We start from the raw sequence: 14,579 nt of genomic DNA on the forward strand, positions 1-14,579 counted from the left end.
CGGTGCGTCAGGTCGTTCTCGTCCGACGTGGCCAGGGGGTGAGCAGCCCGATCCCCTCGGTCCCGTAGGGGGCGGGCAGCGGCGGCCGGGCGTGCACCACGACCAGCGGGACCTCACGCAGCGTCGCCTCCTGCGCGGCCACGTCCGCGGCGGCGAGGGACGACGGCGAGCCGTCGACCCCGACGACCACGGGGCCGGCCTCGTCGGTCACGTCTCGGACGACAGCCACGGGGCAGCGGGCGTGAGCCGCGAGGTGCGCAGCGACCCGGCCGATGCGGCTGCGTCCCGCGTGGCCGCGGGCACCGACGACGAGCAGCTGCGCGTCGTCGGTCAGGTCGCGCAGCAGGGGCACCTCCGGGCCGTGCAGCAGGCGCGTGGTGATCCGCAGCCGGGGGTGGCGGGACGTCGCGTGGTCCACGGTGTCGGCGAGGTACTGCTTGGCCTCGGTGTCGAAGCGCAGGTCGTCGAGGATCGGGTACCAGCTCCACTGCGTCATCTCTCGGGGTTCCTGGTACGCACGTGCGAGCACGACGTCCGCCTCCCGGAGCTCCGCCGCTGTCAGGCCCCACTCGAGGGTCTGCGCGCTGTGCGGTGATCCGTCCATCGCGATGACCACGGGACCGTCGGCACGCATGGCACCCTCCTCAGGTTCGCAGGTCGTCGCACGACCCGGTGGGCCCAGCGTGCCCGGCCGCCGGCCAGCCGCGTCAGGGACTTCGGTCCCGACGTTCCCTGCCCTACAACCAGCGTCGCGCGCGGAACGCGACGATCAGGGCGAGGGACGTCACGACGAGCAGCACGCTCGCCGTGACGGCCCCCGCCCGGCTCTCGATCTGGGGGTAGAGCACGTTCATCCCGTAGAAGCCCGTGATGGCGGTGGACGCGGCGAAGATCGCCGCCCAGGCGCTCAGCCTGCGCATCACCTCGTTGATCCGGTTGTTCTGGATCTGCAGCGTCGAGTCCTGGATGGTGGTGACCAGGTCGCGCAGGGTCTCGGTCCACTCCGTGACCCTCAGCACCTGCTCGTAGACGTCGGCGAAGTACGGCACCATCGCCTCGTCGGGGACGTGCACGTCACGCCGGGTGGACGCCAGCAGGACCTCCCGCATCGGCAGCGCGACCCGGCGCAGGCCGACCAGCGCCTTGCGCACGGCGTACGAGCGCAGGTGCACGTCGTCGTCCCGCGCGGCGCCCCCGAACAGGTCCGCCTCGACGAGGTCGATCGCGTCGTCCAGGCGCTGCACCGCGTCGAAGTGAGTGTCCACGATCTGCTCGAGCAGACCGTGGACCAGGAACGCGACACCGTGGACGGCGAGGTCGGAGCTCCCGTCCCACTCCCGCCGCAGATCGTCCACGTCGAGGTCGCCGGTCTTGCGCAGCGTGACCATCCAGCGCTCGGAGGCGATGACACCGATCTCGCTGGTCGTCAGCTCGGCGGTCGCGGGATCGATGCGGGTCCCGTACACCGTCATCAGCAGGTCGTGGTCGTGCCGGGTCACCTTGGCGCGCTGCCTGGTCCGCAGGAACTCCTCGGCGCGCGGGCGCGAGACCCCGAGCTCCTCGGTGAGCATCGTCAGGTCGGCGTCGTCGGGTGCGTCGAGGTGGAGCCAGACGACGGTGCCGGGCTCCGCCAGCAGCTCGTCGATCCGGGCGCAGTCGAAGTCCTCGAGCTCCAGCTCGCCGTCGCGGTACAGCCGGTTGCGGCGCATGGACATCCCCTCGGCACGGGTCCGGTCGGCCGCGCGGCGGTCGCCCGGCGGTGCGCGTCGCGCCGGGCGACCACACCCAGCGTCGCGCCCTTCGTCCCGCGGCGGAAGGGTCGTTGGTCTCATGCCGAGGAGGTCGACCGGAGACCCTCGTCCGCCGGAGCACGGGACGAAGGTCCGACGACACCAGGGCGTGCACCCGTAGCGTCGGGTGAGCCAGGCGAGCGGTCGGGCCTGCGGACGGAGCAGGAGGGGCCATGCGCACCACGGTGGTCACGGGCTCGGCGTCGGGGATCGGCCGGGCGACCCGTACGGTGCTGGAGTCCCGCGGTGAGCGGGTGATCGGCGTCGACCTCCACGACGCCGAGGTGCTCGCGCACCTGGCGACCGCCGCCGGGCGTGCGCTCGTGGTGGAGCGGGTGGCCGCGCTGTCGGCGGGGCGCGTCGACGCCGTGGTCGCCAACGCCGGCTCGGCCGGCCGGACACCGTCCGACGTCGCCGTCAACTACTTCGGCTCGGTCGCGACGCTCGAGGGGCTGCGGCCGCTGCTCGACGCCTCGACCGCACCGCGGGCCGCCGCGACCGCGTCGGTCGCCGCCCTCATGCCGTGCGACGCCGAGCTGGTCGACCTGTGCCTGGCCGGTGACGAGGCCGGTGCGCTCGGCCGGGCCGAGAAGCTCGTGGAGGCGGGGGACGCGGACCTCATCTACGCCAGCAGCAAGGCGGCGTTGTGCCGGTGGGTGCGCCGCATGGCGCCCTGGCGGCACTGGGCCGGTCACGGGATCCCCCTGAACGCCATCGCGCCGGGCGTCGTCGAGACCCCGATGGTGGCCGACCTCATCGGCACGGATGTGCAGCGTGCTGCGGTCGCCGCCGCCCTGCCGATGCCCCTCGGCGGTTTCATGGCGCCCGACGTGCCGGCGCACCTGCTGGCCTGGCTGGTGAGCGAGGCCAACACCCACCTATGCGGACAGGTCGTGTTCCTCGACGGTGGTGCCGACGCGGTGATCCGTGGCGACTCCACCTGGTGAGGACATGCCGATACCCGAACCCGACCAGCACGCCCGTCGAGTCGGCCCGGGGCACGGCCGGAGACCGGTCTCCGACGGGCGTCCAGGGGACCAAGGCCCCTGCCGGCTCGCCCGGTTCAGCGACACCGTGGTGCCAGGGTCGGCCCAGGCCCGCGGGCCGCGCGCGTGACGGCGCCCGTCGCGCGGGGTTCACGCCCGCTGGTCGTGGCGCGCGTGCTGGTCGGCGATGAACAGCGCCGCCTGGGTGCGGCTGTGCACCTCGATCTTCGCCAGCAGGCTGGACACGTAGTTCTTGACCGTCTTCTCCGCCAGGTACATCCGGGTGGCGATCTGCCGGTTGGTCAGGCCCTGACCGATGAGCTCGAGGATCGCCCTCTCCTGGGCGCTGAGGAGCTCCAGCCGGGTGTCGTGGTGCCGCACCCGGTTCATGCGCTGGACGACCCGACGTGAGGCCTCCGGGCTCACCAGCGAGGCGCCAGTGGCCACCGTGCGGATCGCCTGCAGGAGCTCCAGACCACGAACGTCCTTGATGACGTACCCGGCCGCGCCGGCGGTCACCGCGGCGAGCAGCGCTTCGTCGTCGGCGAAGGAGGTGAGCATGAGGCACGCGAGTTCGGGGCGTTGCGAGCGCAGGTGTCGGCACACCTCGACCCCGCTGCCGTCGGGCAGCCGGACGTCCAGGACCGCGACGTCGAGGTCGAGCCGGGACGCTCGGGTGACGGCCTCCGCGGCGGTCCTCGCCTCGCCGACGACGCGCATGTCGTCCTGGGAGTCGATGAGATGGATGAGGCCTTGCCGGACGATCTCGTGGTCGTCGAGCACGAACACGTCGATCATGGGGCCCTCCCGGGACGCTGGTGACGGGATGCCGGCGTGGCCCGCCGGCCGGGCACCCGGTCGCGCGGGTGGCATGGACGACTGGTCGGTGCCCACGACCATCGTGGACCCGTCCAGGGGCCGCACGACACCCCCTGAGGCGGCCTCTCCGGCGCTCGGGGCGTCACGGTCGACGACGCGGCGCGGGTGGCGCGCGGAGAGACCTGGTGAGACCTCGAGCTCACGCCTCGACGGCCGTCCACCCACCCGGCGGGCCGCGTGTCCATCAGCCTCGTCACACTCCTCATCCCGCTGCTCACCGACGACGTCGGGTCGACGAGGTCAGCATCACCCGGGGGCTGGCACGACGTCGGCTTCCTCCTCGGGCACTCGGTCGTCTTCTGCGGATCGGCGCGTGCGGGCTCCGTCGGGGGCGAACCGCTCCGAAGCGCGAGGAGCCCGCAGGTCTGACCGCCCGGCGTGGCTCCGGCGGCTCGCCCGTGCCCAGCCGCCACACCGGGTCCGCTCGGCTCGAGTCGAGCGGGCTCCCTGAACAGCCGGGGCGGGACGTAGTGCTCTCGTGCGTCCCGCATGCGGTGGCGGACGCTGGACGCGGAGCGGGGAGGAGGTGAGAGAGATGAGGCTGAAGACGAAGGACTTCGTCGCGATCCTGCTCACGGCGGCCATCGCCGTCCCCTACGTCGGCTGGTTGATCGACGGCGACATGCCGTTCGTCAAGGACCCACGGGGGATGTCCGCGGTCGGCCTGATCCTCGGCGTCGCGGCGTTCCTGGTGCTCAGGCGCGGTGACCCGGTCGACCGGGTCGGCAAGGCGGAGATCGCCCTGGCGGTCGCGGCGCTCGTGGTGGGTGTCACGGCGCTGGTGCTGGCCGAGACGGCCGCCGCCGCGGTGTGGCTGGCGGTCTTCATGGGGCTGATCGCCGTGGTCGTCGTGGTCGAGCTGGTCGACCACGCCGGTGCCGTCCCCGGTCACGACCGGCAGGTGGCCACGCTGCACGCGTGACGGTGGGGTGGAGGTACGGAGCCCGGTGAGCTCCCGCAACGGGACGCTCGCCGGGTGACCGCGCGCTCGGCGGGGATCGCCACCCCGCAGGTCGATGAGCCCGTACCCCTGCCGGCGCACCTCGTCGGCGAGGCGCAGCGCCCGCAGCAGCGCGGTGAGCAAGAACCCACGGAACAACAGCTCCTCGGTGACCGGCACGGCGACCCACACGCCTCCCACCCGGTCCACGGGACGGCGCGGGAGCCGGCCGGTCCTCGCGGGCACGCAACGTCCCCGTGACCCGGACGCGGACCGGCACCCCGTCCACCACGGCGGGCACCGCGTCGCGCGCGGCCGTACGGGTGACGGCGACGTGCAGCTCGTAGCCCTGCGCTCCCCGGGCGAGGCCGACGCCGCAGATGCCGTGCCGCCCGTCGAGTCGCTCCCTCAGGTGCGCCTTGGCCGCTCGGGCCGTCGTCAGATCGGCCATGGTCCTCACCTCCCCGGTCGTGGCCGCCGCGGTGGGTCGAGCCGCGCCATCGGTCCCGGCCTCCCACCGGAACCGGCGCAGGGCGACCAGACCGGCGCCGACCGTCCACAGGACCAGCACCCCGACGTGGTCCCACCCGATCGAGGCGCCGGACGCACCCCAGGCATCCGCGAGGGCGTTCTGGAGGTGCTTCAACGGGAAGACTGCCCCGACGCGTCCCATCCACGTCGGGACGTCGTTGACGAAGACGTCGGAGAAGAACGCCAGCGGGAGCAGCACGACCAGAGCGACCGAGCCGACGGCACGCGCGTCCGGGATGATCGCCGCGACGGCGAAACCGCACGCGGCCAGGCTGACCACGCCCAGGGCGAGCACCCCGAGCCCGATCACGAGCCCCGTCCCGGTGGGCCGGACGCCGTACGCGAGCCGACCCAGGAGCAGGACGGTCGCCGTGACCAGCAGAACCAGTGCGAGACCGCCCGTCGTGCGTCCGACGAGGTAGTGCCAGGGCCGCAACGGGGTGCCCCGCAACCGCTTGAGCACCCGCCGGTCGCGCGCTACGGCGACGGACTCGGGGAGGTTCATGAACGCTGTGACGGCGGTGCCCCAGGTCACCATGCTCGCCGCGAAGAAGTCGGCGAAGCGCACCCCAGGTCGCGGCTCGGCCCCGGGGCCCTGCATGGTGACCATCAGCGCGTACAGCCCGACCGGCATGACGACGACGAAGAACACCGTCCCTGCGTCCCGCCGCAGCGACCGCACGGCCGCCGACACCTGACCCGTCACCAGGACGACCGTGCCGTGCCGCGGTGCGACCACCGGCGTGAGGGCGCCGGCGTCCGTGGGGTCCCAGCGCGCCGGTCCCGCCGGACCAGCGGCCGTCGGACGCGGCGCACCACCCCGGGCAGCGGGCGTCCGCCCGAACCACCGGACCGCCACCAGGCCGGCGAGCGCCGTCCACACGGCGATGACGGCGAGCGCGCCCGGATCCCACCCGGCGCCCGGGTGGACGGGGTCGAACTGCTGCTGCAACGCGCGGGTGAACGGCTTGAGCGGGAGCACCTCACCGACCCTGTCGAGCCACGTCGGCATCGTGCCGCCGATGGTGAACATGCCGGAGACGAACGTCAGCACGACGGCGGCAGCGATCGAGCCGGCCTGCGCGACGGCGGCCGACGGCGACAGCACGGAGAACGCGACTCCGATCGCGGCGAAGCAGACGGTCCCCACGACGAGCGTCGCGGCGGTCGCGGGAACGGTGCGCCACACCACCTCGACGTCGTACGCGAGGACGGCGAGCGCGAGGACGACCGCGACCGCCGCGAGCGCGAAGACCGCTGCACCACCGACCCTTCCCGCGACGTACACCCACACCGGCATCGGGGTGCCGCGGACCCGCTTCAGCGTGCCCAGCTCCCGCGCCTGGGCCAGCGAGGTCGCCACCGTCGGGAACGCGGCGTAGAGCACGCCCATGGCGACGGCGACCGGCGTGACGAACTGCATGAGACGCACGCCGCTGCCGCCGTCCACCGTGGCGTTGCCGGCGAGGATCCCGATCACGACGAGCCAGACGACCGGCAGCACGAGGGTGAAGATCATGACGACCCGCGCGCGCCACAGCTCGACGCCCGTGTGCACGAGCTGTCGGCGCAGGAGTCGACCGGTGCCCGGTCGCCCCGTGGCGGGTGGTGTGCTGAGCGCGGCGCCGGGCATCCGTCGGCCCTACCTCACCGGCGCGGCCGGCGCAGCGGCACCGGCGGGCTCGCGTGGGGCCGCCCGCTCGACCAGCTCGAGGTAGACGTCCTCGAGCGAGGGCCGGTGGACGGCGAGGTCCGACAGCTCGACGCCGTGGTCCAGCGCCCAGCCGGTCAGCACGTGCAACGCGCGGGTGGGGTCGGCCGTGGTCAGCTGCCGGACCGGACCGTCGACGACCACTGTCCCGTCGAGTCGGGGAGCGGCCCGGCGCCCGTGTCGGCCGGCAGCCGGAACGTCACCACGGCGGCACGCTGACCGCTGGTCAGCTCGCCGGGCGCCCCCAGGGCGACCAGCCGGCCCCCGACCACGACCGCGACCCGGTCGGCGAGGTGCTCGGCCTCGTCCATGTAGTGCGTGGTGAGCAGCACCGTGGTCCCCAGGTCGCGCAGTCCCCTCACCAGCTCCCAGGCGCGGTGGCGGGCCGAGGGGTCGAAACCGGTCGTGGGCTCGTCAAGGAAGAGCAGCTCGGGGTCGCCGACGAGGCCGAGCGCGAGGTCGAGGCGGCGCCGCTGTCCCCGGACAAGGTCGTGACCCGCGCGTCCTGCTTGTCGGCCAGCCCGACGCGCGCGATGACGCCGTCCACGGGGAGGTGGCGCGGATACATGCCGGCGTAGAGCCGGACCAGCTCGCGGACCGTGAAGTCCTCCTCGAACCCGGCTTCCTGCAGCACGATCCCGATGCGTGCGAGCAGCTCGGGATCCCGGCTCTGCGGGTCCCGCCCCAGCACCCTGACCGTGCCGCCGCTGCGGGTCCGGTGCCCCTCGAGGATCTCCACGGTGGTCGTCTTCCCGGCACCGTTCGGCCCCAGGAGCGCGAACACCTCGCCGTCATCGATCGTGAAGGACAGGTCGTCGACGGCGACCAGGTCGCCGTAGACCTTCCGCAGCCCGGCCACCTCCACCGCAGCCATGGGACACCACCTCACGTCGGACCGCCGCCGTCGACCACCACGGGTCACGACCACGCTAGGGACCACGGGCGTCGGTCCGACAGGGACCTCGGTCACGTCCGCGGCGGACGGGCGTGGCCCGGGCCGACGACGTCGGCGCCGTGCTCCGTGCCCGTCGCGCAGCGCTGGTGGACGACGAGCACCGTGCAGTCCGCCTCCCGCAGCACCTCGCTGCTCACCGAGCCGACCAGAGCCCCCCGCAGGCCACCCAGACCTCGCGACCCGACGACCACGAGCTGGGCGCGCCGCCCCGCCCCGACCACGGCCCGGGCCGGGTCGTCGTCGACGAGCTCCAGGGAGACCGGCAGAGCCGGGTGATCCCGTCGCAGCAGCGCGACGGCGCGTTGCGCGGGCTCCGGCGTCGCGTCCAGCTCGCGGGCCGGCGGCAGCACGGGCGGGGCCGCTCGTCCCGGCGCGTACGGGCTCGAGGCGACCGCGCGGGCGTGCACGACGACGAGCGGCGCCCGCCTCAGAGCGGCCTCGCGCGCCGCCACGCGCGCGGCCACCAGCGCGCAGTCCGACCCGTCCACCCCCACGACCACCGGTGCCCGCGAGCTCGCGCCGGGGTGCGGGTCGTGGACCACCGCGACGGGGCACGGCGCGCGGGCCACCAGGCGCATGCCGACGGTCCCCGGACGCGAGAGGTCGCTGGACCCACCTGCGCCGACCACGACGAGCTGGGCGCCCTGCGCGAGCGCCACCAGCGCCGCGACGGTCGGACCGCGCAGGAGCCGGGACTCGATCGCCAGCCCGGGTGCCCGGTCGCGCGCCGTCCGCAGGACGTCGCTCCGGTACCGCTGACCCTCGAGGTCGGCGTCGACGTCCTCGCCCAGCGGGTACCACCCGATCCGGATGGCGTCCGCGGGATCGGGGACGACGTGCGCGAGCACGACGTCAGCGCCCCGGAGCCGCGCCTCCGAGAGCCCCCACGCCAGGGTGCGGGTGCTGTGCACGGATCCGTCCAACCCGATGACGACCGGCTGTCCGGCAGACATGGCACGCCTCCTCGTCGCGGGCACTCCTTGCGGTGCCGACGACCCCACTGTCGTCCCGCCGGGTCACCCCGGGACGGGCCGTACGTCCCGACATCGCCGCCCGCACACGACGTCGCGGATCGGTCGAACCGGTCGGCAGGAGGCGGCGCCCGAGGGAACCCGGCGCCGTGTCCCGTCCCCTTGCCCGCGTCATCGACGATGCGGGGGAGCCGTCGACGGACCGGTGCTCTCGGCCACCAGTCCGCGGAGGCGACGCCAGACCAGGACGGAGAAGACCGACCACGGCACGAGGGACGCGAGCGCGAACGCGAGTCCCACCACACCGGCGTTCGAGGGCACGGCCATGAGCACGGCGGCGGCCACCCCCACCAGGCGGTGACCCGGGTGAAGACGGTCGACCGCAGCATGAGGACCGTGAGCAGCACGAGCGTCACCAGGTTGAGCAGGTAGTAGAGGTCGAAGGCCGTCCCCATCCACGTCGCCAGCATCCCCTCACCGGTCGCCAGCAGGGCGACCTGCTCGGCCGGCGCCGCCTCGTCGTACGCCCTCGCCAGGATGAGCATCTCGACCGGCCGCGGGGAGGCCAGGTAGGCGGCCATGCCGAGCACGCCGAAGGCGAGCGCCACCGCGGCCCCGGACCGGCTGACGCGCCACAGCACGACGGCGAGGGCTCCGTAGAGCAGGTACGCGAGGAGGTTGCTCACCACGTACAGCGCGTCCAGCGCGACCGCACCGCGCACGGGATCCGCGAGCAGCAGGTCGAAGTACTCCTCGACCGTGGCCGGCGGGGGCCAGACGACGTAGAGGCCCATCTGGACCACGATCATGGCGACGCCGGCGAGCGCGGCCCATGCACCGCACCGGACCAGGCCCTGCCAGCGGGCGACGTCGCACCGGACGTCTTCCGGCGTCGCGGTGCCAGACGGGCCGCGCTGCCTCGTCACGTCGCCAGCCACGCCGCTCGCCATCAGACGTCACCGCCCGTGGGGTTGGGCGCGTCCGGTTCCCTTCCCCTGCAACTGGCGGCGGACGCACGGCGTGTGGCCGCGGCGGTGACGGCGGTCGCCGGCACCACGACCGCGAGCACGGGCAGCGCCCAGGCCCACAGGCCCATCCCGAGCAGGCCGAGGTGGAACGCGGACACGCCGGCCAGGCCCGCCGCACGACGACGCGGGTCCCCCGACAGCGCGAGCGCCCCGACGGCGGCCTCGAGACCGACCCCGACGACGACGCCCCACACCCTGGGGTGCGCGGCGAAGGTCGCCGACCAGAGCCGCATCTGGGGCGCCAGGCTCCAGGGCGAGACCTCCACGAACCAGGCACCGAGGGCGCGGTAGACGTCGGGACGGACGGTCACGAGCACCGTGTTGACCCCTGCTCCGGCCGCCATCATGACCCCGGCGCCCGCGCCCACCCGGTGCGCCCACCGCGCCACCGCAGCGCGGTCGGCGGGCCCCGGGTCGCCCCTCACCCCGGGCTGGCACCCGACGACCTCGTGCAGCGCAGTCATGGTCGTCCTCCTTCGTCGTCCTGCGGTCGACGCCCCGGGGCGATCCCGGTCCGCCTCGTCCCCAGGCTGCGCGCCGACCCGGCGGCCGGGAAGGGACGTACGTCACGGCTGCTCGCGGGCGCAGGTGGGCGCAGGCGAGCGCAGGCGAGCGCAGGGAGCACGGCGGCCTCCGGGATCTCCCGGATCGAGGGACCTCGTGCCCTGGCCGGCGGGACGGGACCGGGTCGAGTCTGGTGGTCCGGGGCGCCGCCGTCCGGCCGCTCCGCAACCGGAACGGGAGGACGTCATGAAGGCGCTGGTGTACCACGGACCTGGCCGGACCGGCTGGGAGGAGGTGCCGGATCCCGTCGTCATCGAGCCCACGGACGCGGTCGTCCGCATCGACACGACGACGATCTGCGGCACCGATCTGCACATCCTCAAAGGTGACGTCCCCGCGGTGACCGCGGGCCGGATCCTCGGGCACGAGGGCGTCGGGACCGTGCTCGAGGTGGGTGACTCGGTGCACAACGTCGCCGCAGGAGATCGCGTCATCATCAGCTGTATCAGTGCGTGCGGCCGCTGCACGTACTGCCGGGCGGGCATCCCGTCGCACTGCCTGGCCGGCGAGGGGCAGCGGGGATCGGGTGGATCCTCGGCCACCTCATCGACGGCACCCAGGCCGAGATGGTCCGCGTGCCGTTCGCGGACACCTCCCTGTACCGGCTGCCCGACGGCGTGCCGGACGCGTCGGCCGTGCTGCTGTCGGACATCTTCCCGACCGGCTTCGAGATCGGTGTCCAGTACGGCCGGGTCAAGCCGGGCGACACGGTCGCGGTCGTGGGAGCCGGACCGGTAGGGCTCGCCGTCATGGCCACCGCAGGGCTGCACGGCGCGGCGCAGGTCGTCGCGATCGACCTCGACGAGAACCGCCTGGAGCTCGCCCGGCAGGTGGGGGCGACCGCGGCGGTCAACTCCGGTCACGAGGGGTGGGCGGACCGGGTCCGCGACCTCACCGACGGGCACGGGGTCGACGTGGCGGTCGAGGCGGTCGGGATCCCGGTCACGTTCGGCATGTGCACGGCCATGGTGCGTCCCGGCGGCTCGGTGGCGAACGTCGGCGTCCACGGCGCTCCGGTGCAGCTGGATCTGCAGGACCTGTGGATCCAGAACATCTCCATCAGCATGGGGCTGGTGAACACCACGTCCCTGGGGATGCTGCTCAAGCTCGTCGCTGCCGGACGACTGCCCGCCGAGGCGTTCGTCACCCACCGGTTCGCCCTGGACGACATCGGTTCGGCGTACGAGACGTTCGGTGACGCCGCGCGGACGCACGCCGTCAAGGTGCTCCTCAGCCGCTGAGCTCTCTTCCCGGGGCCGGCCCTGCACTGTCGAGGGTTGGCCCCGTCGAGGGCGGGCGTCGTCGTCGTGCGACGCACTGCCCCCGCCCGACCGCGGTCAGCGTGCGCCGTCGGTCCTCCCGATGGAGCCGCGCAATGGTGGTGCTGGACCACGTGAGTGGGTCCAGGCGGAGTCGCATGCGGCTCACCACCATGGTCCCTGCCGGCTCGGCGCCCGGCGCCGCCAGGCGCTCGGTCGTCGCGAGCTCCTCACCGGGTGTGCGGACTGGGGCTGCGCACGCCAGGGAGGCCCACGCCAGGGGAGGCCGCGCGGGACCGGTCAGAGCCCAAGGTCCAGGCGTGCTGCGGTCCGTTGCGAGGCGTCGACGGGCGCCGGGCACGAGGGTCGGCCGGCACCCGGCTCGACACCCGTGCGGCGGAGGCCTTCGACGTGAGCGAGACTCGCCCGGGAGCGAGGGCGCGTCACCGGAGCGGCCGGAGGGCGCGGACGACGGGTCAGCCGCAGCGTCACGAAGACGCTGGACCCGGCACGGCGCATGATCACCGCATCCACCTCGCCACCGATCAGGTCCCGCAACGATTCCAGCACGATGCCGCACGTCGGCGACGTCCCGTCCAGGACGGTGTCGACCTCACGGGCGCCCCAGGTGGCGGCAGCCACGACCGCGTCGCGGGCGAGACGGGCACCCACCCGGGCGGCGCCCTCCCAGGTTGCCGTCCGCACGCTCATCAACACCCGGTCGGAGCCGGGGTCACGAAGCTGGATCTGCGCGCCCGGTTGCTGGAGCACCCACCGGTCGCCGTGCATGACTGGCATGGCTGCCCTCCTCACGACACGTGTCCATCCGAACACGTACCCGGGGCGGCAGGGAGGAGCAAAGGTCCCGACCGGTGTGCGTCCCGGTGGGCCCGCCTGGTGACCGGGGTGGTCGTGCTGACGGGCGTCACCCGGGGCGGGGGCGTCGTCAGGCACCCGGCCGCAGCGGTCTGGCCACGGGGCGCGCCGCGACGACGCTGCCCACCAGCGATCAGGCACGCAGGCGGACCTCGCGGTGCTCGATGTCAGTGATGTCGTCCGACGTCGCACGCAGCAGCCGGTCCGCCAGGTCGCGCAGGGCCCGCGCGGCGGCCAGCTCCTCACCGATCTCCCTGATGTCCGGGTCTCGGGGTTGCGTCGCGCACGGCCGTAGCCGTCCAGGGTCGTCCCGCTCGACGTGGTCAGCCGAGCATGGGCCGATGTCACGCTGCCGTGCGGGTCGATGTCGTCGGCGTCGAAGAGATGGACGGCGACGTGCCAGGTGTGGCTCATGGCACTGCTCCCTCGATGTGCGGTCGGAGCGTCCGTACGCGCGGCGTGCGCACGGCGGCGGGCAGGACCATGGTGCGCCGCAGGTGCGGTCGCGCAGGAGGGCACAACGTCCCGCGGCCCTTGGTCCCTGGTGGGGACGACGGCCGGGTGATCCTCTGCTGCCTGTCACGACGTGCCGGCCGGGAGGAGAGCGCACCATGGGCGCACCTGACGGGCAACGAGCCACCGGTGCGTGGCTCCGCGCATGGTTCCCCATCGCGGGGGTGGCCATCCTCAACGGCGGCCTCCGCGACCGGGTCGTGGCCCCGCGGCTCGGTGAGCAGCGTGCGCACCAGGTGGCCACGGCCGTGCTCGTGACGAGCATCTGGGGCGGCGCCGCCGCCCTGAGCCGCGTGCGGCCGCTGGCGGACCGGGTGAGGGCGCGGCGCGTGGGACTGGCCTGGGTCGGCGCCACGCTGGCGTTCGAGACGGCCCTGGGGCTCGCGCGGGGCTTCCCTCTCCGAGGTCCTCACCGACTACGACCTTCGCGCCGGTCGGGTGTGGTCACTCGTGCCGGCGAGCATGGCGCTCTCGCCGGTCGTGCTGCGTCGTCTGGTGCCGCCTCGCCGCCGCGCGTGAGTCCTCGGTCCCCGCGGATTCCCGGTCCGCAGTTCGGCGGTTCCCGGCGCCCGGACCAGCGGTCCTCGCTCGAGCGCGGTCACGCGTCGGGGTGGGCGTGCGCCCGCCCGCGCGACCGGGCGAGCGCACGCCGGAGCGCCCGAACCGTTCGGTCCGGCTCCGCCTGGGATCGCACCCGGTCCCCGGTGGGCGCCCGCACGCATCCCTGCGTGCCTCGGTGCGGTCCGGCGCCCTCGCCGCCGACGAGGTCACCGCCGAGGAGCGCGGCCGCATCACCATCCTCCCCGCCACCGAAGGGCGCGTGCATGGGCCCTTGGTCCACGGCGCAGGCGCTGGCGCCCCGGAACGGGGAGCGTCGGCCGGCCGTGAGTTGGGGACCTTGGGCCCCTGTGAGGCGGCACCGCACGGATGGACCCTGGTGTCAGAGCCCGGAGGTCGGGTTCGGCGGGACGATCACGCCACACGTCCCGGTGCACCCTGGGAGGTACGCGTCATGTCCAGCACCACGAAGTCCGTCGCCCCGACCAGGGGTTCGGGCGCCGTTCGTCACCAGGAGCAGGTCGTCACCAGCGGCGGAGCACGCAGGGTGCTCGCGGTCGCTCGCATCACGATCGGCTTCACGTTCTTGTGGGCTTTCGTCGACAAGACGTTCGGGCTCGGGTTCGCCACCCCGGCCGAGCGGGCCTGGGTCAACGGCGGCACACCCGCGCAGGGCTTCATCGGCGGGATCGAGGGCCCGTTCGCCGGGTTCTTCCAGATGTTCGCCAACCCGTTCGGGGACGTCCTGTTCATGGTCGGCCTGCTCGGCATCGGGGTCGCGCTGATCGCCGGCGCGGGCCTGAAGATCGCCGCGGTCACCGGCACGCTGCTCCTGGCGTTCATGTACCTGGCGGAGATCCCCTGGATCCTCGGCGGCAACAACCCGGTCGTCGACTCGCACTGGCACGAGGCGCTGCTGCTCATCATCGCCGCCGTCACGCTCTCCGGTGACACCTGGGGGGTCGGCAAGATCTGGGCTCGCATCGTCGGCAACAGCTGGCTCCGCTGACGGTCGGCC

General features: G+C 73.9%; 16 protein-coding genes and 1 pseudogene. 6 read left to right on the top strand and 11 right to left on the bottom strand.

Annotated features, from left to right (window positions below; all coding sequences use genetic code 11):
• Positions 1 to 7 precede the first annotated feature (7 nt).
• Both REH70_RS07355 and REH70_RS07360 read right to left on the bottom strand, forming a co-directional pair.
• Positions 8 to 634, bottom strand: coding sequence for a universal stress protein (locus tag REH70_RS07355; protein ID WP_310753471.1), 627 nt, complete (start codon positions 632 to 634; stop codon positions 8 to 10).
• A gap of 103 nt (positions 635 to 737) precedes the next feature.
• Positions 738 to 1,709, bottom strand: a complete 972-nt coding sequence (locus REH70_RS07360; RefSeq protein ID WP_310753472.1) for a magnesium transporter CorA family protein — start codon at positions 1,707 to 1,709, stop codon at positions 738 to 740.
• A gap of 254 nt (positions 1,710 to 1,963) precedes the next feature.
• Here REH70_RS07360 and REH70_RS07365 point away from each other — a divergent pair, with 254 nt between their 5' ends.
• Positions 1,964 to 2,737 carry an SDR family oxidoreductase gene (locus tag REH70_RS07365; protein WP_310753473.1) on the top strand — a complete coding sequence of 258 codons (774 nt, stop codon included), beginning with the start codon at positions 1,964 to 1,966 and terminating at the stop codon, positions 2,735 to 2,737.
• Positions 2,738 to 2,926: 189 nt separating this feature from the next.
• Here the strand turns inward: REH70_RS07365 and REH70_RS07370 are convergent, their stop codons facing one another.
• Positions 2,927 to 3,574 carry a response regulator transcription factor gene (locus REH70_RS07370; RefSeq protein WP_310753474.1) on the bottom strand — a complete coding sequence of 216 codons (648 nt, stop codon included), beginning with the start codon at positions 3,572 to 3,574 and terminating at the stop codon, positions 2,927 to 2,929.
• A gap of 258 nt (positions 3,575 to 3,832) precedes the next feature.
• On the opposite strand from REH70_RS07370, the gene REH70_RS07375 reads away from it, so the two are divergent.
• Together REH70_RS07375 and REH70_RS07380 are read left to right on the top strand one after the other, a co-directional pair.
• The gene (locus tag REH70_RS07375; RefSeq protein WP_310753475.1) at positions 3,833 to 4,024 is read left to right on the top strand and encodes a hypothetical protein; all 192 of its coding nucleotides are present in this window, start codon (positions 3,833 to 3,835) and stop codon (positions 4,022 to 4,024) included.
• A 166-nt stretch (positions 4,025 to 4,190) separates the two neighbouring features.
• Positions 4,191 to 4,577: a hypothetical protein gene (locus REH70_RS07380; RefSeq protein WP_310753476.1), complete on the top strand. Its 387-nt coding sequence runs from the start codon at positions 4,191 to 4,193 to the stop codon at positions 4,575 to 4,577.
• Here REH70_RS07380 and REH70_RS07385 read toward each other — a convergent pair.
• From REH70_RS07385 to REH70_RS07410, 6 genes are all read right to left on the bottom strand, one after another.
• A complete protein-coding gene (locus REH70_RS07385) occupies positions 4,480 to 6,759 on the bottom strand; it encodes an ABC transporter permease (protein ID WP_310753477.1) in 2,280 nt (759 codons plus the stop codon). The genes REH70_RS07380 and REH70_RS07385 overlap by 98 nt on opposite strands.
• Positions 6,760 to 6,768: 9 nt before the next feature.
• Positions 6,769 to 6,981 (bottom strand): hypothetical protein, encoded by a 213-nt coding sequence (locus REH70_RS07390; protein WP_310753479.1) that lies wholly within the window; start codon positions 6,979 to 6,981, stop codon positions 6,769 to 6,771.
• Positions 6,951 to 7,199, bottom strand: a complete 249-nt coding sequence (locus REH70_RS07395) for a hypothetical protein (protein ID WP_310753480.1) — start codon at positions 7,197 to 7,199, stop codon at positions 6,951 to 6,953. Before REH70_RS07395 ends, REH70_RS07390 begins: the two co-directional genes overlap by 31 nt.
• On the bottom strand, positions 7,196 to 7,711 hold the full coding sequence (locus REH70_RS07400; protein ID WP_310753481.1) for an ABC transporter ATP-binding protein: 516 nt from the start codon (positions 7,709 to 7,711) through the stop codon (positions 7,196 to 7,198). Before REH70_RS07400 ends, REH70_RS07395 begins: the two co-directional genes overlap by 4 nt.
• A gap of 92 nt (positions 7,712 to 7,803) precedes the next feature.
• A complete protein-coding gene (locus REH70_RS07405; protein ID WP_310753482.1) occupies positions 7,804 to 8,745 on the bottom strand; it encodes a universal stress protein in 942 nt (313 codons plus the stop codon).
• A gap of 967 nt (positions 8,746 to 9,712) precedes the next feature.
• Positions 9,713 to 10,255 (bottom strand): hypothetical protein, encoded by a 543-nt coding sequence (locus REH70_RS07410; RefSeq protein WP_310753483.1) that lies wholly within the window; start codon positions 10,253 to 10,255, stop codon positions 9,713 to 9,715.
• A 286-nt stretch (positions 10,256 to 10,541) separates the two neighbouring features.
• On the opposite strand from REH70_RS07410, the gene REH70_RS20545 reads away from it, so the two are divergent.
• Entirely contained in the window at positions 10,542 to 11,093 is a 552-nt protein-coding gene (locus tag REH70_RS20545) for an alcohol dehydrogenase catalytic domain-containing protein (protein WP_396134693.1), read from the top strand.
• An 11-nt stretch (positions 11,094 to 11,104) separates the two neighbouring features.
• Positions 11,105 to 11,596, top strand: a complete 492-nt coding sequence (locus REH70_RS20550) for a zinc-binding dehydrogenase (protein WP_396134736.1) — start codon at positions 11,105 to 11,107, stop codon at positions 11,594 to 11,596.
• Between the two features lie 318 nt (positions 11,597 to 11,914).
• On the opposite strand, the gene REH70_RS07425 is transcribed toward REH70_RS20550, so the two are convergent.
• Positions 11,915 to 12,412, bottom strand: a complete 498-nt coding sequence (locus REH70_RS07425) for a hypothetical protein (protein WP_310754504.1) — start codon at positions 12,410 to 12,412, stop codon at positions 11,915 to 11,917.
• Between the two features lie 211 nt (positions 12,413 to 12,623).
• A pseudogene (locus REH70_RS07430) lies at positions 12,624 to 12,904 on the bottom strand (dsRBD fold-containing protein).
• 1,111 nt (positions 12,905 to 14,015) lie between these two features.
• On the opposite strand from REH70_RS07430, the gene REH70_RS07440 reads away from it, so the two are divergent.
• Complete coding sequence (locus REH70_RS07440) at positions 14,016 to 14,570, top strand: DoxX family protein (protein WP_310753486.1); 555 nt, start codon at positions 14,016 to 14,018, stop codon at positions 14,568 to 14,570.
• The last annotated feature ends 9 nt before the right edge of the window (positions 14,571 to 14,579 follow it).

The organism is Cellulomonas sp. ATA003, from assembly GCF_031582905.1.
Lineage (GTDB): Bacteria > Actinomycetota > Actinomycetes > Actinomycetales > Cellulomonadaceae > Pengzhenrongella.